The organism is uncultured Rothia sp. (genome assembly GCF_963544205.1).
GTDB lineage: Bacteria > Actinomycetota > Actinomycetes > Actinomycetales > Micrococcaceae > Rothia.
This window is the reverse complement of sequence record NZ_CAUUDY010000003.1, coordinates 93177-115198: the sequence shown is the minus strand read 5'-3', so window position 1 is coordinate 115198 and position 22022 is coordinate 93177. Positions and strand designations below refer to the sequence as shown.

Here is a 22022-nt window from a genome sequence, read left to right as displayed (position 1 = left end):
ATCACCCCGTGCAGGTTGATTTTATGTAGTGTTTCACGTGAAACCTGAAAATCAACCTCTCGGGGCAAGATCTCTCGGGACAAGGGGTGGCTCGGGGCGCCGACAGGCTCCTCAACCGGAGCTCCCACCCACTTACCCGGCGGGTTTCACGCCCGCCTTGTTTCTCTCTCCTCCAGCAGAAAAGTCACCATGGACCTTACCTTCACCCTCGCTGATCTGACCGCCACCTCCATCTGCGAGCTGCGGCTCTACACCGAGCTTCAGGAGCGTGCGCAGAAGCAGTCTGCGTGCCCGACCGCCGAGAAGTCCGAGCGCGCCCGCGAGGCGTACCGCGAGTGCCTGCGAGTGCTGACCGAAGGTGGCATGGTCGGCAGTGCAGTAGTCAGCGGTGAGCATGCGGGCGGCACAGTGCACCCGGTACCCCTGGTGGCGACCTCCGCGGCGGGGCTGACCTACACGGTGGAGCTTGACCGCCTCGACTGCCCGGCTGCGAACAGCACCGCCGAGAGCAATACCGCCCAGATCGTCTGCACCCCGCATCTGGGTGAGGCGGCGCATCGGGCACTGTTGCGCGGTGCCCTGGCGGCTCACCTGCTGACCGCCGGTGCCGTTGAGAGTGCCGCTGAGAGCGCCACCGAAAGTGCCAAGAACGCGGTGCGCCTCGACCTCTGCCTGGAGCGCGGCGCGGAACCCGAATCGGAGCATACTGAACTCTCCTCCCCCGCCGGTCAACCTCACCGGGTTGATTCGGCGCGTATTCTGCCGCTCATCCGCCTGCAGGAGCAGCGCCTCCTCTCGCTCACCCAGGCGCTGAACGAGGGTGTGGAACCGGCGGACCTTGCCGAGCGCATCCCGCATTTTCTGACCTGCGGCGAGTGCCCGGCATGCCTGAACACATACCTGAACACAGCGGCATCTCTTGCCCTCGCGACCGACGCCCCGAAACTCATCGCCGAAGACACTGCCGAAGACGCCACCGAGGACCGGGAGACTGAGGAGCATCTGGTCATGTACCGGGTGCCCGCCGCCGTGGAGAACGACAGCGAACAGTACCGCCTGCAATGCCTGCTAGATGCCCAGCTCGCCTCCCTCGAAGAGCACGCGGCGGAGCACGGCTGGGGCGCCGGTGAGCTTGAGGCGGCGATGCTACTGTCCATGACGAATTACCACCGCCGTGAGCGCGCCCCGTTCTGGCGTGAGCACATTCGCCGCCTGGAGGACGGCCCGACGGCGTGGGTGGCGAGCCGCGATTACGCGTACCTTGACCGGGTGCAGGTACTTTCGGCGGAGCATGCGCACGCTCTTCTGAACACCCCCGCAGACCTGGAAGCGCTTGCCGCCGCCATGAAGGAGCCCACCGAGGTTGAGGACGCCCCCGGCTGGTATCGTGTGCGCGGCGCACAGGTGCGCCTGTTGCGTGCGCGAATTGAGGCTGACCCGAGCCTGGTGATTGCGCCCTCTGACCGTGCGGTGTTTTGTGCGTATGAGGCGGGGGTGAGCCCGCAGATTGCGCTGGACCGTATGGAGTCGCAGCTGAATTATTTCCGTGCGTCGAATCCGGGTGAGCGTGTGCCCGCCGAGTTGGCGGCGACGGGTTTCTTTGGCATGCGTGTGCTGGCGGTGGCGCAGGGCGGTTTCCGTGCCGGATCCGAGGATTCTGCGGACCCCGAAGAGACTGCCGCAGAGGTTGCTGGCGGGTCGACCGGCGAGTTCTTGGAGGTGCTTCTGCAGGAGCGCATCCGCGTGAAGGATGAGCCGCACGGTGCCCTGCCTTCGGGTATTGGTCCTGGCGATCCGGTGTCTACGGCGACGATTGAGGCGGCTCTGCAGGCCGATGTGCACGGGCTGCTTTTCGACAGTGCTCTGATGCCTAGCGCGCTCATGCCTAGCGGCCCTATCACCGATGAAGATTCCGAGCCCTCCGATGCCCCCGCCTCCCCCGGCGCCCTGCCGAGCGTGCTCGATGCAGCGGCTTCCCTGACGGGTGTGGAGAGCGCCTCCGCGGATTTGCTGTTCCGCCGCGCGCCGCGCCTGAAGAAGAGCGCCTCGAACGCTAAAAATGCAGAAAATCTACCCCGTGAGGTTGATTTTCACGCCTCTGACCTGCCCACGGTGGATGCCGTGCACGCGGCGGTTCGCGCCCTCGACCACTCCTATGTGGCGGTTCAGGGCCCTCCCGGTGCGGGCAAGACTTTCCTCGCCTCGCACGTGATTGCGCGCCTGGTGGCGGAGGGTGCGAAGGTGGGCGTGGTGGCTCAGTCGCATGCGGTGATTGAGAATCTCATGGTGGCGTGCTGTGCCCGTGATGGTTTTGATGTTTCGCGTGCGGTGCGTCTGCGCGGCAAGTCGGTGACCCCGGACGCACCGTGGTCTGAGGTGTCTGATTCTGAGCTGGTGGAGCTGATTTCTGGTGCTGGCGGCCTGCTATTTGGCGGTACGGTGTGGGATTACGTGAGTGAGCGTCGCGTGCCTGCCGGGTCGCTGGACGTGCTGGTGGTTGATGAGGCTGGCCAGTTCTCGCTGACGAATACGGTGGCGGCGGCTCGTGCGGCGCGTTCGGTGCTGCTACTGGGGGACCCGCAGCAGTTGCCGCAGGTGTCGACGGGTGTGCACCCGTACCCGGTGGATGTTTCGGCGTTGGGCTGGTTGTCTGACGGTGCGGCGGCGTTGGATCCTCGTTTTGGCTATTTCTTGGGCGAGTCGTGGCGTATGGATTCGGCGTTGTGCGAGCGGGTTTCGTGGCTGTCGTATGATGGCGCGTTGGCGAGCGCGGCGGCGACGGCTGGTCGCGCTCTGCAGGGTGTTGCGCCGGGTGTGGTGTCGTATCCGGTGGAGCATGCGGGTTGTTCGGTGCGTTCTGTGCAGGAGGCGCAGGCGGTGGTGAATTGCGTGCGCGAGTTGTTGGGTCGTGAGTGGGTTCCGGCGGCCGGTGCTGAGCCGCGCCCGTTGGCGGCGGAGGATTGTATTGTGGTGGCGGCGTATAACGCGCAGGTTGATTGTGTGCGTGAGGCGCTGATTGCCGCTGGACTGGCGGATTCTTCGGGTGCTGGCGTGCGTGTGGGTACGGTGGATAAGTTCCAGGGTCAGGAGGCTGCGGTGGTGTTGGTGTCGTTGGCGTCGTCGCGGGTTGATTCTGGGCGCGGTGCCGGGTTTGTGCTCTCGCCGAATCGTTTGAATGTGGCGGTGTCGCGCGGTCAGTGGCGGGCGGTGTTGGTGCATTCGCCGTGGGTGGCGCGTTCGGTGCCGCAGGATGTTGAGGAGGTGCTGGCTCTGTCGGGCTTCGCAGGTCTGGTGGAGTAGCGCGCCGCTGAGTAGTTCCCCGCTGCGTTGCGGGGGTCTTTGGCGTGCCCGGAATCGGGTTTAGCTGAGGTTTAGTCAGGGTTTAGCCCCCGAAGGTTTAGCCACGGAAAGCACCAAGAATGAATTATAGTCAGACTAACCCTAATGTCAATACTCAAAATGAGAAAAATTTTTCAACTAGCCTTCACGCATATGATTCACGTCTCTTATAGAATCTAAAGTATCGCGCGACACACTTTTGTGCGGGGGGTGGCTCCCGATGAGCCGCTCCGTGCATCCTCAACCACCCATCATGACCGGCGGGCACAAGCAGAAACAGGCACATACAGGCAGACACAGCCGACTGTCAGGGTATTCACTCATACGATTGCGCACGACGAACTGCACACGGCGGATTGCACGCCGCGCGACACCCTAAACCCCATCGTGGAGGCCCCCATGAGTGTCAACACCGAGCTACTCAAGAATAAAGATTTTAGAAATACTCTTTTCGCCATTGGAGCCAACCAGCTCTCAGACTCGATGAGCTATATCACCACGCCCATCATTATTTTGGCGCTGACCGGCTCCCCCGAAGCTGCGAGTATCACCCTCTTCGTCGCGGGCGTTCTCGCCACCTGCGCCGGAGCGGTATCTGGAACATGGGTCGACAGAATCGGCCCCTCAAAGTGCCTGGCACTATCCTGTATTGGCCAGTCACTGTCCTGGATAGCGATTCTTCTCTACCTCGTTTTCAACGTCACCAACATTTACGTTTTGGTGATCACGATTTCTCTCGCCGCCATCATTTCCACCTTCGACTACCCGAGTGAACAGTCCATCATCACCCGCGTAGTCCCCAAGGAACACCTGGGGTACGCCTCCGGTATGGGTGAGACGCGCGAGTCCACCGCCAACCTGCTGGGCGGCCCGGTCGCCGGCATCATTATTGGCTTCTCGACCGTGCTCATGACCGCTGTTCACGCGGTCGTCAACCTGCTGGCGTTCATCGTTGCACCCAAGACCTACGGCGCTAGTCGGCAGCCCGCGGAAGAGGAGGAGGGCGAGAAAACCAGCTTCTGGCAGGACTCAAAAGCCGGTTTCGAGTACATCTTGAAGAACAAGGTACTGGTGTCCATTGCGTTCGTTTCAACGCTTGCGAACTTTGGAACGGTCGGTATTCCGCTGACCTTCATCTACTACTACACCCTGGAGGGTGCACACCCGCTTTTCATCGGTATTTTTGCGAGCGCCTTCGGCGTGGGCGTGCTGCTCGGTTCGTTCTTGGTCGGCCCGCTGACCGAGAAGTTTGCGCTTGGCCCGCTCGGTATCACCTCCCTGGCTATCATGTCGGCATGCTACCTGTTGCTGCCGGTGGTTCATTCGATGCTGTGGGCGGTGTGCCTACTGATTGTGCTGGCGGGTGTTGTGCTTCCCTCTTTCAATTCAAGCATCATTGCGTACATCAACGCGTCCACCCCGGAGCACATGATCGGTCGCGTGCACTCGGTGCAGGGCATCCCGAACATGGCGCTGACCCCGCTGGCTGTTCTGCTGGCTGGTTTCCTCATTGTTGATTGGGGTATTACGTACACGGCGCTGTTCTACGCGGTGTTCATTTTCCTGTCGCTGGTGGTGATGGTATTCCAGAAGCCGCTGCGTCAACTGCCGCATATCTCGCAGGTAACGAACGCACAGTAGTTCCGCGGTAGCCCCGTCTATCAACTCCACTCAACGCCCCCGAAAGCGAATAATTCAACGTGCACTTGCATGAAAATTATTTGCCTTTCGGGGGTGTTCTACGTCCTTTTGAGGATTTCTGCACACAGTGCACACTCACGATAATTCCCCTTATCAATGCGTATTTTTGAGGCTTTAAATGTTGCCGGTATTACGGCGAACCTTACGCCGCTTGTTGAAGGTTTTACGGCATAATAGGAAGGTGTTCGTTCTAACCTTTATTCAACGTTCCGCACAGCACTCACTCACTGCACTGTCGGACGAACTCGCAAAGCTCAACCCGCGTGTTGCCTTCGCCCAGACATACCCTGACGAAATTCAGGGCGCCTTCGACCGCGCCAGCGACGCACTACACGCGGCGCTCATTGCCGCGCGCGATAACGGCTTCTGGGTCGGCATCGGAATTGGCGAGCTCAACATCCCCCGCTTCGCAGGCGCACTCGGCGCCGTCAGCACCACCGACTGCACCGGCGACGCCCTCGAATTCTCACGCCTCGCCGTCGAAGAAGCACAGGGAGGCGCACCCGTACGCTGCATCAGCGTCAGCGCCGACAACCGCCACCTCGCAGACCTCGCCGCAGGCTCCGCACGCCTGCTCTACCGCGTATGCGCCGACCGCACCGACGCCGAATGGCGCGTGGTCAACCTGCTCGTACCCGGCGTGCGCGGCCAGCAGAAAGCAGCCGCAACCGCACTCGGCATCACCACCCAGGCGGTCAGTCGCACTCTCGTCCGCTCCCTCTGGCACGAGGAGCAGGCGGCACGCGGTGCACTCATCGAGCTGCTGACCCGCATTGACCGTTCGCGCCGCCGCGCCACCTAACCGCCGCCGCGCACCCCTCATTCTTTCGTGCCTGCCAGCCTTTCGTACCTGCCAGCGCGGAACCGAACACCCGATCCCGCCCGTGATGGTCGCCCCCTGCCAGGGGTGAACCGCCGGGCGGGACGCTCTTTAAGCCTGGATTTTCACCGCTTCCGCAACCATCATCCCGGCGGGCAAAACCCGAGAAAAGGTAAACTTATCTTTATGCCTCTTTCAGAACTTTCCGTCAGCACCCAGAACTACCTCAAGGAAATCTGGAGCCTCGAAGAATGGACCAAAACCCCTGCCACCGCATCCGCCCTGGCAGAGCGCATGGGCCTGCGCATTTCTTCGGTATCTGACGGCCTCAAGCGCCTCGCCGCCGCCGACCTGATCGAGCATCAGCCCTACGGCGCTATTGAGCTCACTGAAACCGGCCGCTCCTACGCGCTGGCAATGATTCGGCGCCACCGCCTCATCGAGACGTTCCTCGTGGAGACTCTCGGCTACACCTGGGACCGTGTGCACGACGAGGCGGAGGTTCTGGAGCACGCGGTATCCGACTTCATGGTGGACCGCATCGACACCCTGCTGGGGCACCCGACCCGCGACCCGCACGGCGACCCAATCCCCGACTCTTCGGGGCACATTAGTTTTCCGCAGACCGTGCCGCTGAGCCAGTGCGAACCCGGCGAAACGGTCGTGCTCGAACGCATTAACGATGACGACCCGCGCCTGCTGCGCTACCTGCAGGGCCACGGTTTTGTGCCCGGTGTGCGCCTGCACATTGAGGAGGGTGCACCCTTCTCGGAGGCGGTGAACGTGAGCGTGGTCGGTGCCGGTTCCGGCAACCTGCACGAAACGGACGCGGCCGGTGCTGTAAAGCCCGGCGGCACGATTATTCCCTTGGGTGCGGAGGCGACCGCCTCCCTATTCGTGTCCCGCACAGTGCGCTAGATACAGGGCGGTAGTGGCACCCTAGAATTTCAGAAAATAGCGCTAGGCGGAGGTCCCGTGAGGGGCCTCCGCCTAGCGCTGTATTGAGTTAGTTTTAGGAAGCTGAGGGCTCAGTTTTCGCTGCACCAGTGCTGAGCCGGCGGGCTCGCATCCTGCCCAGCAGACCGTAGCGCGGGGCGAACACGTACGCCAGGGCAAACAGCAGGCCCTGCGTGACGACCACGGCACCGCCGGGGGATACATCCGCGTGGTAGCTGGCGTACAGGCCGGTCAGCGTACCCACCAGGGACACTCCCACGCTCACCGCGAGCATGGGCACGAACCGGTCAGTTATCAGGCGCGCGGTGGAGCCGGGGATGACGAGCATCGCCACGACCAGCACCACGCCCACAATCTGCAGCGCCACCACGGAAGTCAGCGCCAGCATAATGAGTAGCAGCGCACCGAGCAGACGCGGACGCAACCCCACCGCCTGCGCAAAGCCCGGGTCGAAGGCGTACAGCACAAAGTCGCGGCGCTTGACCAGCAGCACGGCGGCAACCACCACCGCGAGGATAGCGACCTGCCAGACGTCCGACCAGGACACACCCAGCACGTTACCGAAGAGAATATGGTTCAGGTCGGTATTCGACGGCGTAACCGAAATCAGCACCAGACCGAACGCGAACAAGGTCGTAAACACGATGCCGATCGCGGCATCCTCGCGCACGCGTCCGCTACGCCGCACCCCGCCGATGAGCGCCACCGCCACGAGCGCGGCAATGACCGCACCCACCGCGAAGGGCGCACCAAAAATGTAGGCGAGCACCACGCCGGGCAGCACCGCGTGCGAGATCGCATCGCCCATGAGCGACCAGCCGAGCAGCACGAGCCAGCAAGAGAGCAGGGCGCAGACGGCGGCGGCGATGACGGTGACCACGAATGCGCGGAGCATGAAGGGCAGGGTCAGCGGCTCCACCAGAAAGTTGAGGATGTCCATTTAGTTCTTCCCTTCCGCAGAGCTGATCGTAGTAGTGCCAGAGGTAGTAGCGCTGGAGGCAGCAGTCGGCGCGCCGGCGTCCACTTCCATGCCGAAGGCACGCACCAGGTTCTCGGGGGCGAGCACCTTCTCGGGGGTATCGTGCATCAGAATATCGCCTCGTAGCAGTAGCGCCTCGTCGGCGAACTGGCGCAGGGTCGCCAAGTCGTGCGTGGAAACCAGCACGGTCGCGCCCTCGTCACGCAACTGTTTGATGACCTGCATGAGCATCGCCTCGCTGCGCTTATCCACGCCGGCGAAAGGCTCGTCCAGTAGCAGCAGCTGGGCGCCCTGGGCGATAGCGCGTGCCACGAAGGCGCGCTTACGCTGACCGCCCGAGAGCGCCCCAATCTGGCGGTCAGCAAGGTCGGTCAGTTCCACGCGGGCGAGCGCCTCATCCACGGCGGCACGGTCTGCGGCATGCAGGCGGCGGGTGATGCCGAGGTTGCGGTAGCGCCCCATGCTGACGACCTCGCGCACGGAGATGGGGAAGGTCCAGTCGATTTCTTCGCTCTGCGGCACGTAGCTGACGAGTCCGGCGCGGTGGTGCGCGTTCTTGCCGCGGCTGCCGCGGTGACCGCCGACGGGCTGCCCGTCGAGGGTGATGTTGCCGGCGTGCACGGGCACGACCCCCATGATGGCTTTGAAGAGGGTGGATTTGCCGGAGCCGTTCATGCCGATCAGGCCGCAGATACGCCCGGTGTCCAGGGTGAAGGATGCGCCGGTGAGGGCGCGGACTGGCCCGTAGTTCACGTGCACATTTTCGCAGCTGAGAAGAGTGCTCATTCCTTGTGTTCTTTCTGGTGGTCACCGTATGCGTGCGACGGGTGTACTTGCTTGTGTGGTGGTGAGTGGGTGGGTGTGAGTGGGTGCTGTGTGAGCGAGTGTTAACGGCGTGGGAGGAGCGGAGCCGTGAAGGCGACCGCCCCTCCTATCCTATCGGGGGTTTGGGGTTTACCCGGGTTTATTCCGGGTTTATTCGGGTTTAGGAGTTGCCCTTGAGGCCCGCAACGATGGTACGTGCATCGTAGCGGATCATGTCCAGGTAGGTGGGCACGGGGCCGTTCGCCTCGGAGAGCGAGTCCACGTAGAGTACGCCGCCGAATCGTGCGCCGGTGGCGTCGGCTACCTGGCGCATCGGGTTGTCAGAGACGGTGGATTCACAGAACACGGCGGGCACCTGGTTCTCGCGCACGTAATCAATCGCGGAGGAAATCTGCGAGGGGGTCGCCTGCTGTTCGGAGTTGACCGCCCAAATGTACTTTTCCTTCAGGCCCGCGTCTGCCGCCAGGTAGGAGAAGGCACCTTCGCAGGTGACGAGTGCGCGCTGGTTCTCGGGCAGGGTGGAGATTTCCTTGACGAGCTCGTCACGCACGCCCTGCAGCTGCTTCTTGTAGGCTTCACCGCGGGACTTGTAGTCGGCGGCGTGGGCCGGATCGAGGGCGCTAAATTCGCGAATCATCACGTCCACGTACTTCTGCACGTTGCTGGGGCTCATCCAGGCGTGGGGGTTGGGCTTGCCCGCGTAGGCGTCCTCGGTAATGGAGATGGGCGTGACGCCCTCGGAGACGGTCACGTGCTTGGCGTGGGATTCTTCAACGAACTTGGCGAACCAGGATTCGAGGTTCAGGCCGTTGTCGAGCACCAAGTCGGCGGCGTGCGCCTTCTTCAGGTCGGAGGGGGTGGGCTCGTACTCGTGAATCTCTGCGCCGGGCTTGGTGAGGGATTCGACGTTCAGGTCGTCGCCTGCCACGTTGCGGGCGATGTCTGCGAGCACGGTGAAGGTGGTGAGCACGGTCTTCTTGCCGCTACTGCTCTTAGCACTATCGGTGGTGCTAGCAGTGGCGCCGCAACCGGTGAGCACGAGTAGCAGGGTGAGTGCGAGGGCGGCGCAGAGCGCCTGGATGAGGCGGCGTGCGTTGCTGCCTGCGGGGGTGAAAGCGTTCATGAGGCATCCTTCATTGGAAGTCACGGGTTTGAGCATGTGGTTGATGTGTGGAATTTGCCGCGCCGGGGCAACAGGGACACGGTTGTGTCTGCGCAGGCATCATAATGCGCTTTTGCCTGTCGTCCCGGGCGGAATTTAACAATAGTTCGTCTAGCCGAACTTTTCAACTAAGCCACACAGAAACCCCGAAATATCAACAGAAACACAGGGACAGACACACAAGGGCAGGCGCACAGGAACAGAAGCACCTGCAGATACAGCAAGGAGGCGAGGGACCCCTCCCCCGCCTCCTTGCTGCACGCGGTTCTACGGCAAGCTAGGCGCTCGGCTTAGTCGGCAATCTCAACCACGACCGGCGTGTGGTCGCTTGCACCTTCACCGGCGCGCTCCACCTTATCGATCCAGGCGCGTTCCACACGTGCGGCGAGCGCAGGCGAGAACAGCTGGAAGTCAATGCGCATACCCTCATCCTTGGTGAAGCGGCCCGCCTGGTAGTCCCAGTAGGTGTACTCGCCCGGGGTGTGCGGGCGTACTACGTCCACCATGCCTTCTTCGAGCAGGGCGGCGAAGGCGCGGCGTTCGGGTTCGGAAACATGGGTCATTTCGTTGCGCAGGAAGTAGTCAATATCCCACACGTCGGTGTCTTCGGGGGCGACGTTCCAGTCACCGACCAGGGCCAGCTGCGACTGCGGGTTAGCGGCCAGTTCGTTGTGCACGTTCTGGCGGAGCGCCTCCATCCAGCGGAGCTTGTAGTCCATGTGCGGGTCGGTCAGGCCACGGCCATTGGGCACGTAGAGGCTCCAGATGCGCACGCCGCCGCAGGTCGCACCGATAGCGCGCGCCTCCAGCACCTCGGGTTCGCCGGGCTTGCCGAAGTGCGGCTGGTTATCAAAGCCGCGCTGCACGTCTTCCAGGCCGACTCGGGAGGCGATTGCCACGCCATTCCACTGATTCAGGCCAAAGTGCGCAACCTCGTAGCCCATGAATTCGAAGAGGTCGAAGGGGAAGGTTTCGTCTTTGGTTTTGGTTTCTTGCAGGGCGAGCACGTCAACGTCGTGTTCGTCGAGCCAGTCTTCGACGCGGTTTTCGCGGGCGCGGATTGAGTTGATGTTCCAGGTGGCAATCTTCATGCCTTCTAGCTTAGCGGGTGCAGCGCAGGCGCCTTTCATTGCACAGAGGCGATTGCGCGGCGGCATGCGCGGCGGCACGGGCGCTCGCAACCTGCCGGAACAGCGCACCGCCCGCCTGCGCAACCCATTGGGTCGCACCGGCGGGCGGTGAATATATGCGCTAGTTAGCACTGAATCTAGTTAGCGCTGAATCTAGTCGGTATTACTCCTAGTCAACGGCTTCCTAGTCAACGACGGGAGTGCCCACGACCTTCAGGCCCTTATCGCCGTACGCCTTGAGCATGTACAGGGCGTCGGAGAAGTACAGGGGGCTGGTGGGGTCTACCACGTCTACTGCGCCGTCACCGTTGCGGTCGACTTCGGGGTAGGCGCCGAGGGTGCGGGCTGCCCAACGGTTTTCGGTCTTGAACTGCTCAACCTTCTTAGCTTCGGCACGTAGCGGGCGGCGAATCTGGCGCATGCGTGCGGCACCATCGGGGCTACCTGCGGCACGGTAGAGGAACGCGGCGAGGGTGTTGCGGGTGGCGTAGTCATCCGGGTGGAAGAGCCCGTCATCCCAGCCGGAGGTGATGCCCGCATCCGCCGCCCAAATGTACGCGGCGTAGTCGGGGTCGGTGGTTGCCACGTCCTTGTAGGGGGAGGTCTTGGGCAGGTTCTTGACGGTCGGCGATCCCGCCATGCGGTAGAGCATGCGTACGAGCTGGCCGCGGGTGACGGTTGCGGTGCTGTGGCGGCGGGTGACGGTGTATTCTTCGCTGTCGAGGTAGCCGTGGCAGACCGCCCACACGCCGGGGGTGGCGCTCATGGTGCCAACAAAGGTGGCGACGCATTCTAGGTATGCGGGGTCGTCCTTGGGCTGCTGTGCCTTGATGACGAGCTGCAGGTTCACTGCGGGTTCTGCGGCGGCAGGCTGTGTGCTCACCGCGGAGGTGACTGGTACGGCACCGAGGGCGAGTGCGAGAGTGAGTGCAAAGATGCGGCGTGCGCGAGTGGTGGGTGTGAGGACTCGGGAGATAACCGGAAGCATGGGCTGTCCTTATGTAATTGTGGTTGGGAACCGGCCGGAAGGAACCGATTTTTGGGTCGACCGCGGGGTCGCCAATGGAGCGAATAGGAAAAGGGGAAAGGAGTGGGTTGAGGAATAGTGAGAAGCGGCAATGAATAAGGGCTGACGTGCGGCGATACGCGGTTTTGGTGTGTACCAATGATGTGCGTGTTCCGCATGCTGTCGCACGGCTATGGTGGTGCACAGTGAATGGACTGTTTTACACCGCCATAGAAAGTTTAAAGTACATATTGATATTTTATTCAATATTTAATTGAGACTTTTATCAACTAAAAATTAAACATTGTTCTAAATGACAAAGCAGCTGCGAATGGTATGTATTCCATTCGCAGCTGCTTTGATTTTTAGCTGATATATCGCGGTATAACGCGTCCACTAGGGCACACGCCCCTGCATCACGATTCACAGAAAAGTCCTGAACCGGTTCGGGCGTGTCTACTAGCCCCGCTAGCCGCGCATCACGTTATAGGCTTCCTTGGTGAGCTGACCGGCGGGCGAGGTGGAGTGGCGCAGCTCCTCGACCTCAATAACCACATTCGCGCCGATTGCGCCGGTAATGTACACGCGGCGGCCAAGCATATTGCCGTCACCGATACGGTCGTCCTTGGCGGTGCCTTCGGTGATGCGCAGGTCGTAAATCTTGTTTTCAATGTAGAAGCCGTACAGGGAGGCGGGCTTCTCCGGCGGGTTGTAGGAGACGGGCGCGACCATGCGGGTACCGCGCGCGTTACGGCTGATGTACCAGTTGGCGGCCTCGTCGGCGCGGGCGGCACCGCTGACGGTGCCAGCCCAGCTGGAGCCTTCCGCTTCGCATCCGATGAAGATGTTGTGCGCCCACTCAATAATCCAGCCGTGGCCCGCGTTGGAGCGTGCGGTGCAGCCGATGAACATGTTGCGTTCGCCCTGCACGATCCAGCCTGCGCCGGCGTGGCGGGTGGCGGGCTCGTAGAGGGCGTTCTTGTTGCTGGTGCGGTGGTTGCTGTTGCTGGAGCAGTTCTCAAATTTCGCCTGTGCCGCGTACACCTCGATACCGGCGTAGGAGCCGCCGCTGAGGTTCGCTTCGGCAACGTCTACGCCGCGTAGCTTGTTGTCTGCCGCGCCGGAGTTTTGGCCTTCGTTGGGGCGGCGGGGGTGGCCGGCAGGCTTGCCGAGCAGCAGGCCCTGGTTGAGGGTGCGGCGGATGGTCACATCGTCAATTTTCATGCCCTGGTCGTCCAGGCCGAGCACGGCAACGCCAATGGCGGTGTCCCAGACTTCCACGCCGGCGATAACGGGCACGATGTCGGGTTCGTTGAGCTGGTCGCCGGTCAGGTGGGTGTGGAAGATGACGCCGGCGACGTTGTTCAGCGGGGCGGTGTGCGCGTCGAGCGGGTAGCTGTTGATGGGGGTGTTGGCAGCGTTGGTGCGGATGTGCAGGTTGCGCACGCCCATGCGCATGGGCTTGTTGGCGTTGTAGTTGCCGTAGACGGGGGTGGTGTAGCTGCCGACGTGGAACACGCCGGTGTATTCGGTATGGCCGTTGGTGGTGGTGGGGATGGCGCGGTCGGAGTGCGCGATGACGACGGTTGAGGAGCCGTAGCCGAAGATTTCGACGCGGTGCTTGATGTCGATGAAGGGGTAGGAGACGCGGTAGATGCCGCGGGGTAGTTCTACGGATCCGCCGCCGCGTGCGGCGACAGCGTCGACTGCTCGCTGGATGGCTGCGGTGGAGTCTTTGGCACCGGTGGGGTCTGCGCCATAGTTGATGGCGTTGATGCTCATGGGCGTATCGGGCATGAGGGGCTCAATTCTTTCGATGGGTACCGCGTTCGGTGCTGAAGGCGGCGCGGGTGAGTGAATTGAGTGAATACGGCTGTAAGTGAATACGGTGCTGCGTGGGTGCAGTGTTGAGTTTGTGTGGTGCGGTGTGTTGGGCGCATTTCTGCGGGTGTTTTGGCGTGTGTGGGTCTATGCACCGGCAGACCTGCCTCCTGCTCAAGGGTACCGCATTGCGCGTGTGGAGGCGATGACCGGGCACTGTGATGCCCGCTCCCCTACCCCGTTTTTCTACGGTTTTTCAGCTGTTTTGTGGGCGGGGTAAACGCTTGAGGGGCGGGGATTACTCCCCGCCCCTCAGACGTATGCGTTTCAAGATTTTGTAATCACGAGCCTCAGCCCGCGCAGCTCAACCCGCGAGGGTTAGCCCATGAACACGCCGTTGCCGCGCTTCTCCAGCTGCTTCGGCGCGAAGGTTGCGTGGCGGATGTGGTCCACCTCGATGAGCACGTTATCGCCCATCGCGCCGGTCACGTGAACGCGGCGGCCAACCATGTTGTTATCACCAATACGGTCATCCTTCGCGGACGCAGTCGTAATGTGCATATCGCGAATGTTGTTCTCAATGTAGAAACCGTACAGGGAAGCCTTCGCCCAGCTGTAAGGGTTGTGCGAACGAGGAGCCACGAAGCGGCTACCGCGTGCGTTACGGCCAATGTACCAGTTCGCCGCCTCGTCACCTCGAGCACCGCCGGTAACAGCATCCTGGAAGCTCGAAGACTCACCCAGGCAGCCAATGAACTGGTTGTTACCCCACTCCACGAGCCAGCCGTGACCGGCGTTCTCCTGGGCGGTGCAGCCAATGAACATGTTGCGGGTGCCCTGAATGAACCAGCCCGCACCCACGTGGCGGGTCTTCACCTCGTACAGGGCGTTCTTACCCTGGTTACGCTTGTTGAACCAGCTGGTGGACGCCTCGAACTTGGACTGAGAAGTGTAAATCTCGATACCCGCGTAGGTGCCGAAGCTCATGTTTGCGTCAGAGACGTCAATCATGGAGAACTTGTTATCTGCCGCACCGGGGGTGTCACCCTCGCGGGCACGCAGCGGGTGGCCGACAGGCTTGCCGACGAGCAGGCCCTGGCGCAGGGTCTGGCGGATGCGCAGCTTGTCGATCTTCATGCCCTGGTCGTCCAGGCCCAGGATGGCAACGCCAATGGCGGTGTCCCAGATTTCGATGTTGGACAGGGTGGGAACTGCGTCCGGCTCACCGGGGTTAGCGTCCGCAATGCGGGTGTGGAAGATGACGCCTGCAACGTTGTCGACGGGCTGGGTGTGCTTCTCCAGGAAAATCTGGTTGCTCTTAGAGTTCAGCGGCAGGTTGTACTTGTTGGTGCGGATGAACAGGTCACGCACACCCATACGCATGGGCTTGTTCTGGTTGGTGCCACCGCTCATGGGGGTGGTGTAGCTACCGGTGTGGAAAACGCCGGTGCATTCGTAGCTACCGTTCTTGGACGACGGGATGCTCTTGTCGGTGAAAGCGACGATTCGGGTTGCCTGACCGTGGCCGAAAATCTCGACGCGGTGCTTCATCTCAAGGAAGGGGTAGGAGACGCGGTACATGCCGCCGGGAATCTCCACGGAGCCGCCGCCCTGGGCAGCAACATCGTCGATAGCCTTCTGGATAGCGCTAGTGGAGTCTCGTACGCCGGTCGGATCAGCGTTGTACTTGGAATCGCATACGTTCACGCTCATGATGGTAGCCATGGTGTGTCCTCTTTCTTGGCGGATACAGAACAGCGATTAGCGCATAGAGTTCTTCCTATGCGCGTCGTTAAGCTGAGTGTATCCAGTTGTGTCTGAGTGAATAAGTGATTTTGAGCTTCCTGCCGGTTGAGTGAGTGAGTCTCTTCCGGTGTGGGATGCGGGCGGGGAGTGAATCCGCTGCATCAACGCTCGTGGGCGGTGTGAGGGAGTGAATCTCAACCGTTCCCATGTGAGTCATAAATTCTTGCATACAGGATGCGAATCTGTCTAACCCACGACAAAACATTCTAGGGCAAATTTGGGGCTTTTTCGCCGCTCAACGCCCGATAGTGTTGATTGTCTCCTCGGTCACTTTTATGCAGTGGAGTGCACATACCCCACAAAAACCCAACTGACCAGTACAAATACCACATTTTGCACATAAATGCACTAGTCAGGGAATTTTTGGCAGTGCGCGCCATATCACTTCATAAACCGATTGATACGGCCCAAAGTCCCCCATTAAAACCCCTCATCAGAGGCTTATCTCACAGGTTCAGAGGACCCCAATAGCACCCGGCAAGCAACCCCAGCAGACAGGGTTCAAGCCCCTACTGAACTTCCTTCGCGGAGGCTGCACCCACCACATCCAGGCGCGCGTAGCGGCCCGCAAGCCAGGTACAAATCATCAGCTGAACCTGATGGAAAATCATGATCGGCAGCATCATCAGACCCAGCGAGCCCGCACCGAAAATAATGATCGCCATGGGCAGACCAGCCGCCAGCGACTTCTTCGAACCGCAGAACTGAATCGTGATGCGGTCGGCGCGGTTGAAGCCCAGGCGCTTAGCCAGCTGGTCGGTCAGCCACAGCATGAACACCACGATAATCGCCATGAGCACGACCAGCAGCACGATCTGCCACCACGCCACGCGCGTCCACACGCCCTGCACCACCGAGGCGGAGAACGCCGAATACACAATCATCATGACCGAGAACTTATCCAGCCACTTGGTGGTCGGCTTCTTGGCGAACTCCCCCACCCAGCGGCGCGTCAGCTGACCGAGCACGAACGGCAAAAACAATTGAATAGCGATATCCAGGAAGACCGTGCCGGAGAACTCAATATGCCCCGTGTTCATCAGCAGCATGGCGAGCAGCGGGGTCGCCACCACACCCACAATCGAAGAGAGCGAAGCGCTCACAATCGCCGCCGCCACGTTACCGCCCGCAATGGACGTAAACGCAATCGACGCCTGCACGGTCGAGGGCACAAAGGTCAAGAACAGAATGCCCATGTACAGCCCATCACCGAGCACGAAACGCAGCGGGGAGAGCGCCAAACCGACCAGGGGGAACAGCACGAACGTGCAGCTCAGAATCATCAGGTGCAGACGCCAGTGGGTCAGGCCGCGAATAGCCTCCGCGGTGGAGAGGCGAGCGCCGTACAGGTAGAACAGCAGGGCGACCGCGAACTTCGTTCCGGTACTGAACCATTCGGCGAAGTCGCCGCGCGCAGGCACGATAATGGCGAGGATGACCGCGGTAATGAGCATGGTCAGCAGCGGGTCGAGTTTGATGGAGCGAAGTGATGAAAGCATGGTTTCCATTCTAGAACTGCGGCACACGGCGGATGCAGTGGCGGGCGCGCCTTCTCACCTGGGGGTCACGCGGGAGGTAGTTAACGAGTGAACCCGCCGGAGTGCGTTAGCACCCCGACGGGTTCGTGAAGGTTATTGAGCTGTGCGGCTCAGATGAGGCGTTCAGAGTAGGCTCAGTGGCTACTTCTTATCACCGTCGAAGCCGTAACCGTACGAGCCGCCCTCAGAGGAGTTGTTGCCGTACTGGCCGTAGCCATACTGCTCAGACTGGCCGTTAGGCTGACCGGCAGAAGGCTGCTCGGGAGCAGACTGACCAGCGGCAGGCTGACCGAAGCCGGGCTGCTGACCGTAAGACGGCTGACCCGGCGCGGGCGCCTGCGGGCCACCGGGCGCACCCGGTGCCGGCATGCCACCGGCGGCAGCGTACGCATCCCAACGCTGACCGTGGAAGGCACGAGCCTGCTCGGTGAGCCAGCCAGCGAACAGCGTAGAGTTCGCGTCGAACTCAGGGGCGTTCTCGGGCTTGGAGTACACGTCCACGGTTTCCAGGGTGTGGTCAGCCCAGGTGTCCTGGTGCTCACGCATGAACTCGGTGGACTGAATCGGGTCAGGCCACATGTGCACCGGCTCAGACGCCGGAATCAGCACAGGAACGCGCGGTGCGGCATCCTTGACCGGGTTCTCCGTCGGGCGCCAGAACAGGCGGCCCGGCTGGGTGCGGTCACGCAGCGCGTGCGCACGCCAGGTGAGAATCGGGTGGCTTGCCAGCAGGTTCACGTACCAGACGGCAAGACCGCGGTCGGTCACGGCACGGTCGGCAAGCTCATCGAAGTTGACCTGCTTGTTCAGGTACTTACCTGCCGCAAGCACCTTGACGGCACCCTCAGCGCCCTCGGGGCAGAAGCGGTAGCCGAAGTTGTCGGCGGTGTATTCCTGCGAGCGGGACAGCGCACTCGACAGCACCGGAATCTGGTTGAACAGCGTAGTGAAAATCAGACGGAAATAACCGACGTGACCTGCGGCGATGTGGCCCACCTCGTGGCCAATGATGAAGCGCAGCGCCTCCGGATCACGGGACTTACCACCGATCTCGAACAGGTCAGAGTACAGGCAGATGTAGCGGCGGAAGCCGTGACCTGCCGCGAAAGCGTTCATCACGCCGTTACCGAGGATGACGTACGCGTCCGGCACGCGGCGCAGACCCGCCGCCTCCGCTGCTTCGGCGAGCATCTGGTACGCCTCAGGGAACTGGGTCGGGGTGATGCGCACACCGCGAACACGCTGCTGCGCGTAGTAGATTGCACGAACAATGAAGATGGCAATGGGGCCCAGGATGAGCAGACCAACCGTCTGGAAAATCAGGTCTTCCAGGCTTGCGGAGGTGCTGCCGGAAGGTACTCGAACCGAGCCTTCACCGGTTGAGTTGAAGACGTAACGCATCATCGAGCTGAACAGGTCAGCCAGCGCCATGAACAGCACAATGTAGCCGACCGCGGTGACTGCGTAGGCGGCGACCAGCCACGGAATTTCGGAGGGGTGACGCAGCGCGTGCAGCACCTTCGGCGGCAGCATCGACTGGTAGGCGAAGAGCTTCGGCTGGGGCAGGGGGCTGACCGGCTTCTGGCGCTCGTCTTCGGGGAGCCAGCCGGCGGAGAGGTCCTGCGGGAGGGGCTCACCGGGGGCGTGGAATGCCTGCTGGCCGGGCTGGGCGTTGAACTGCCCACCGGGCTGCTGGTGGTTTTCAGGGGGTTGAGTCATGTCTCGTCCGCTTCGTATCGAGTGTTATCTGATTCCACTCTATCGTTTTTGGGCACTTACTAGTGAATGTGAATGCGCTTTTTCTCACGGAACGCTCACCACTTCTCATCTTCCCTGCAATAGCCCGCCAAGAGATACAATGCTTAGCTTTTCTCCCTATTGATGCATGCAGAGGGGCCGGTTCCGCACACGTGGTGCGGAACCGGTCCCTCCAAAAGCTGACAGAAGAATAGCGTCTACTTATTAGGGACACCACTCCCTAATACACTAAAAATCCATCAACTTTATACTCAAATAAACATCACAATATATAAATCTCAATCCAAGATTGAAGTAGGTCGAATGGGTCACTACTCCATTCAGACCTAATGGAAGCTGATATTAAACAGCTGCCGAAAGATAAGTGACAGTACCCCAGGGGGAAGTCACAATAACGCGGTACTGCACCGGAATGACCTTTGCCGACTGATGCGCGGGGTCACCGTAGGTGTGCTTACGCAGGTAGGTCATGTACGACACAACGTCTTGACCAGCATTGGGGTGGGTAATGTTAGCCATCACCTGAATATCCCAGGACCAGCCGTCGCGGCCTTCAGCAGTCGTGTAGTGCTTACCGTATGCGTAAGTCCACAGGGGGCTGTTTTCCTTGGGAGGACGGGGACCATCCGGGAAGTGCAGGTAGTTGTACTTACCGTGAGCGATGTAGGTAGAGCGGCTGCCCTTGTAGTTGTCGTTGAGGCGAACAACCGGGGGGTTTGCGCCCTTGCCCTTGTAGCCTTCGGCGTAGTACATGTTGTTCTTGCGGTTTGCGTCAGACTCACCGAATGCGAAACGGTCCGCACCGGTGGGGGTCGGTGCATAGGAGACGTCACCTGCAACGTTCTCAACACGAACGTTGATGATAACGCCGCCACCAACGCCACCAACGCCGTCCTTGGAGGTGTAGTCAGGGGTGTCCTTGCCGTTCGGGGGGTAAATCGGCGGGAAGTCGCTCACACCCTCGTAACGACCCCAGGGGTAAGCAAGCTTATTTTCGGGGGTGGTGTTGTCGATGAAGTAGGTCTGCGGCTGGGGGCTGCAGTTGGAGGTGGGCATTACTGCCCATTCGTATTCTTCATTCACGGTACCCTTGTAGCGGCGACGGTTGGCACGTTCACCCCAGGGCACGGATACGATGGTGCCGTATTCGCAAGGGTTCTTGGATGCGGCGTAGGCGGGCACTACGGCGGTTGCTGCCACAACGGGCGTTGCCCATGCTGCACCCTTGACCAGGGTACGACGGCCCATCAGCTTTCCACTTTGTTCGGAGTGGCTCTTAGTCGAGTGAATATCCATTACCAAGTCTCTCTCAATTGGAATGAGTTTTGCACATTGATCCACTTTATTTCTGCATAAAATATACAGATATAAAAGTTATCGCAGTATGTGTTTAACGTACAGTTCAGAGTGTGCTCTCAGAATTCTTTTGCGGCTATAAGTCCGCTTCAGTTCTTTTCGATGAACACTCGTTATATGAACACGCTTTATATGGAATCACAAAAATTTGTATTTATTGTTTCATATTGTGCAACAACTTGGATCGATAAAAAATTCCTAACAGAATTAATCTAGGATTATCAATCTTTTTTCACCCTCAACCTTAACTGCCATCAATGTTGGAATGTTGCGAATCAATGCACTCAACCCCCCCCTTGCACAACTTTCCCAAGCAAGCAATAAGTTTACACTTTATGCAGCATCTAAACCCACACTTTCAACTAACTTTCATTCTTGTTCTCTAAGTGATGAATGATACACATGCAATACATGCCACATTGCCGTAATATTGCATTGTAAAGTAAGTTGGACCACATATATTCATGCTAATGGATGCCCACAAAACAAGTCCGCTGCAGCACCGTACGGAACGGGAACTGCAGCGGACTGCCTATATTCAACCGCCTACACGGCGGGGTGCGTGGGGCTTAGAGGCTCTTGACGAGTTCCTCGGTAGCCTCAGCAATAGCCTTCTCCTCGTTGGTGGGGATGACCAGCACCTTGATAGCGGAATCCTCGGTGGAAATCACGCGCGGCTCGGGGGAACGCTTACCGTTCTCCTCCTCGTTGTACTTGATGCCCAGGGGGCCGAGGCGGTCCAGGACCAGCTTGCGGAAGTCGCCGGAGTTCTCACCGATACCAGCGGTGAAGATCAGTGCCTGCGCGCCGCCAACAACCAGGTTGTAGCCGCCAATGTACTTCATCAGGCGGTAGGAGGTCATGTCCAGTGCGAGCTGTGCACGCTCGTCGCCGGACTGTGCAGCCTCAACGACCTTACGCATGTCGTTGGAGCCAGCCAGTGCGAGCAGGCCGGACTCCTTGTTCAGAATGGTGTCCAGGCGGGCACCGTCGATGCCCTCACGAACCAGAATAGTGGTCAGTGCCGAGGGGTCAATGTCGCCGGAGCGGGTACCCATAATCAGGCCAGCCAGCGGGGTGTAGCCCATGGAGGTGTCGACGGACTTGCCGCCCTTCACAGCGGTCACGGACGCGCCGTTACCGAGGTGAGCAACAATGCCGTTGAACTCGTCGCGTGCAATGCCGAGCATGTCAGCTGCAACGTGGGAGACGTACTCGTGGCTGGTGCCGTGGAAGCCGTAGCGGCGGATGCTGTACTTGTCAGCCAGGTCGTAGGGGATTGCATAGCGCCATGCTTCTTCAGGCATGGTGGAGTGGAACGCGGTGTCGAAGATAGCAACCTGCGGCAGGGAGGGCCACTTGTGCATTGCTGCGCGCATACCCTGAGCGTGTGCGGGGTTGTGCAGCGGTGCCAGCGGGGAGAGGTCGTCGATCTGCTGGACAACTTCCTCGGTCAGCAGAGTGGGGTGGGTGAACTTCTCTGCACCCTGCACCACGCGGTGGCCGACTGCCTGCAGCTCGCGGCCGTGCAGGACGGGCTCGAGCTTCTCAGACATGATGTCGAATGCGACTTCGTGGTTGGGGACGTCGGTGCCGATGTTTTCGACGAGGCCGGAGGTCAGCATCTGCTCTGCCTCGGGCAGGGAGGTGTCACGCACCTGGTACTTCAGGGAGGAAGAACCAGCGTTCACAACGAGAATAAGCATGAAAGTATCTCTTTCGTAGTTTTCTTTTCTGCTCCATTCTCGCACTTTTCGAGCCTGCGTGCGAGACGGTCCCGACTGTGTTTTTAACGGGGGTTTTTGTCGCGGGCGGTATCAGGGC

Annotated in this window: 15 protein-coding genes; 4 read left to right on the top strand and 11 right to left on the bottom strand. The window is 60.6% G+C overall.

Features of this window, described 5'->3' with window-relative positions; all coding sequences use genetic code 11:
- The first annotated feature begins 189 nt into the window (after window positions 1–189).
- From RWZ58_RS03155 to RWZ58_RS03140, 4 genes are all read left to right on the top strand, one after another.
- Entirely contained in the window at window positions 190–3300 is a 3111-nt protein-coding gene (locus RWZ58_RS03155; RefSeq protein ID WP_314657351.1) for an AAA domain-containing protein, read from the top strand.
- A 438-nt stretch (window positions 3301–3738) separates the two neighbouring features.
- Complete coding sequence (locus RWZ58_RS03150) at window positions 3739–4980, top strand: MFS transporter (RefSeq protein ID WP_314657349.1); 1242 nt, start codon at window positions 3739–3741, stop codon at window positions 4978–4980.
- A gap of 241 nt (window positions 4981–5221) precedes the next feature.
- Window positions 5222–5842 (top strand): hypothetical protein, encoded by a 621-nt coding sequence (locus tag RWZ58_RS03145; protein WP_005507641.1) that lies wholly within the window; start codon window positions 5222–5224, stop codon window positions 5840–5842.
- 204 nt (window positions 5843–6046) lie between these two features.
- Complete coding sequence (locus RWZ58_RS03140) at window positions 6047–6778, top strand: metal-dependent transcriptional regulator (protein WP_005504316.1); 732 nt, start codon at window positions 6047–6049, stop codon at window positions 6776–6778.
- Between the two features lie 94 nt (window positions 6779–6872).
- On the opposite strand, the gene RWZ58_RS03135 is transcribed toward RWZ58_RS03140, so the two are convergent.
- The 11 genes from RWZ58_RS03135 to RWZ58_RS03085 all read right to left on the bottom strand — a co-directional run bounded on the left by RWZ58_RS03135 (window position 6873) and on the right by RWZ58_RS03085 (window position 21904).
- Window positions 6873–7757: a metal ABC transporter permease gene (locus RWZ58_RS03135; RefSeq protein WP_314657347.1), complete on the bottom strand. Its 885-nt coding sequence runs from the start codon at window positions 7755–7757 to the stop codon at window positions 6873–6875.
- Complete coding sequence (locus tag RWZ58_RS03130) at window positions 7758–8582, bottom strand: metal ABC transporter ATP-binding protein (RefSeq protein WP_314657345.1); 825 nt, start codon at window positions 8580–8582, stop codon at window positions 7758–7760.
- A 199-nt stretch (window positions 8583–8781) separates the two neighbouring features.
- Entirely contained in the window at window positions 8782–9744 is a 963-nt protein-coding gene (locus tag RWZ58_RS03125) for a metal ABC transporter substrate-binding protein (RefSeq protein WP_314657343.1), read from the bottom strand.
- A gap of 329 nt (window positions 9745–10073) precedes the next feature.
- The gene (locus RWZ58_RS03120; protein ID WP_314657340.1) at window positions 10074–10874 is read right to left on the bottom strand and encodes an exodeoxyribonuclease III; all 801 of its coding nucleotides are present in this window, start codon (window positions 10872–10874) and stop codon (window positions 10074–10076) included.
- Between the two features lie 223 nt (window positions 10875–11097).
- A complete protein-coding gene (locus tag RWZ58_RS03115; RefSeq protein WP_314657338.1) occupies window positions 11098–11901 on the bottom strand; it encodes an S-layer homology domain-containing protein in 804 nt (267 codons plus the stop codon).
- A 486-nt stretch (window positions 11902–12387) separates the two neighbouring features.
- Entirely contained in the window at window positions 12388–13716 is a 1329-nt protein-coding gene (locus RWZ58_RS03110; protein ID WP_314657336.1) for a glycosyl hydrolase family 28-related protein, read from the bottom strand.
- Between the two features lie 402 nt (window positions 13717–14118).
- The gene (locus RWZ58_RS03105) at window positions 14119–15465 is read right to left on the bottom strand and encodes a glycosyl hydrolase family 28-related protein (protein WP_314657335.1); all 1347 of its coding nucleotides are present in this window, start codon (window positions 15463–15465) and stop codon (window positions 14119–14121) included.
- Between the two features lie 590 nt (window positions 15466–16055).
- Window positions 16056–17054 (bottom strand): bile acid:sodium symporter family protein, encoded by a 999-nt coding sequence (locus tag RWZ58_RS03100; RefSeq protein WP_371260003.1) that lies wholly within the window; start codon window positions 17052–17054, stop codon window positions 16056–16058.
- A 171-nt stretch (window positions 17055–17225) separates the two neighbouring features.
- On the bottom strand, window positions 17226–18803 hold the full coding sequence (locus RWZ58_RS03095) for a M48 family metalloprotease (protein ID WP_314657333.1): 1578 nt from the start codon (window positions 18801–18803) through the stop codon (window positions 17226–17228).
- Between the two features lie 381 nt (window positions 18804–19184).
- A complete protein-coding gene (locus tag RWZ58_RS03090) occupies window positions 19185–20138 on the bottom strand; it encodes a hypothetical protein (protein WP_005507657.1) in 954 nt (317 codons plus the stop codon).
- Between the two features lie 629 nt (window positions 20139–20767).
- Window positions 20768–21904, bottom strand: a complete 1137-nt coding sequence (locus tag RWZ58_RS03085; RefSeq protein WP_314657330.1) for an acetate kinase — start codon at window positions 21902–21904, stop codon at window positions 20768–20770.
- Window positions 21905–22022 lie beyond the last annotated feature (118 nt).

What these genes read in the sequence shown, in the direction of transcription:
- RWZ58_RS03125 (WP_314657343.1), bottom strand. Translation starts at nt 9,744, where the DNA reads ATGAACGCTTTCACCCCCGCAGGCAGCAACGCACGCCGCCTCATCCAG.
- RWZ58_RS03140 (WP_005504316.1), top strand. Translation starts at nt 6,047, where the DNA reads ATGCCTCTTTCAGAACTTTCCGTCAGCACCCAGAACTACCTCAAGGAA.
- RWZ58_RS03085 (WP_314657330.1), bottom strand. Translation starts at nt 21,904, where the DNA reads ATGCTTATTCTCGTTGTGAACGCTGGTTCTTCCTCCCTGAAGTACCAG.
- RWZ58_RS03155 (WP_314657351.1), top strand. Translation starts at nt 190, where the DNA reads ATGGACCTTACCTTCACCCTCGCTGATCTGACCGCCACCTCCATCTGC.
- RWZ58_RS03090 (WP_005507657.1), bottom strand. Translation starts at nt 20,138, where the DNA reads ATGGATATTCACTCGACTAAGAGCCACTCCGAACAAAGTGGAAAGCTG.
- RWZ58_RS03110 (WP_314657336.1), bottom strand. Translation starts at nt 13,716, where the DNA reads ATGCCCGATACGCCCATGAGCATCAACGCCATCAACTATGGCGCAGAC.
- RWZ58_RS03115 (WP_314657338.1), bottom strand. Translation starts at nt 11,901, where the DNA reads ATGCTTCCGGTTATCTCCCGAGTCCTCACACCCACCACTCGCGCACGC.
- RWZ58_RS03150 (WP_314657349.1), top strand. Translation starts at nt 3,739, where the DNA reads ATGAGTGTCAACACCGAGCTACTCAAGAATAAAGATTTTAGAAATACT.
- RWZ58_RS03100 (WP_371260003.1), bottom strand. Translation starts at nt 17,054, where the DNA reads ATGGAAACCATGCTTTCATCACTTCGCTCCATCAAACTCGACCCGCTG.
- RWZ58_RS03095 (WP_314657333.1), bottom strand. Translation starts at nt 18,803, where the DNA reads ATGACTCAACCCCCTGAAAACCACCAGCAGCCCGGTGGGCAGTTCAAC.
- RWZ58_RS03105 (WP_314657335.1), bottom strand. Translation starts at nt 15,465, where the DNA reads ATGGCTACCATCATGAGCGTGAACGTATGCGATTCCAAGTACAACGCT.
- RWZ58_RS03120 (WP_314657340.1), bottom strand. Translation starts at nt 10,874, where the DNA reads ATGAAGATTGCCACCTGGAACATCAACTCAATCCGCGCCCGCGAAAAC.
- RWZ58_RS03130 (WP_314657345.1), bottom strand. Translation starts at nt 8,582, where the DNA reads ATGAGCACTCTTCTCAGCTGCGAAAATGTGCACGTGAACTACGGGCCA.
- RWZ58_RS03135 (WP_314657347.1), bottom strand. Translation starts at nt 7,757, where the DNA reads ATGGACATCCTCAACTTTCTGGTGGAGCCGCTGACCCTGCCCTTCATG.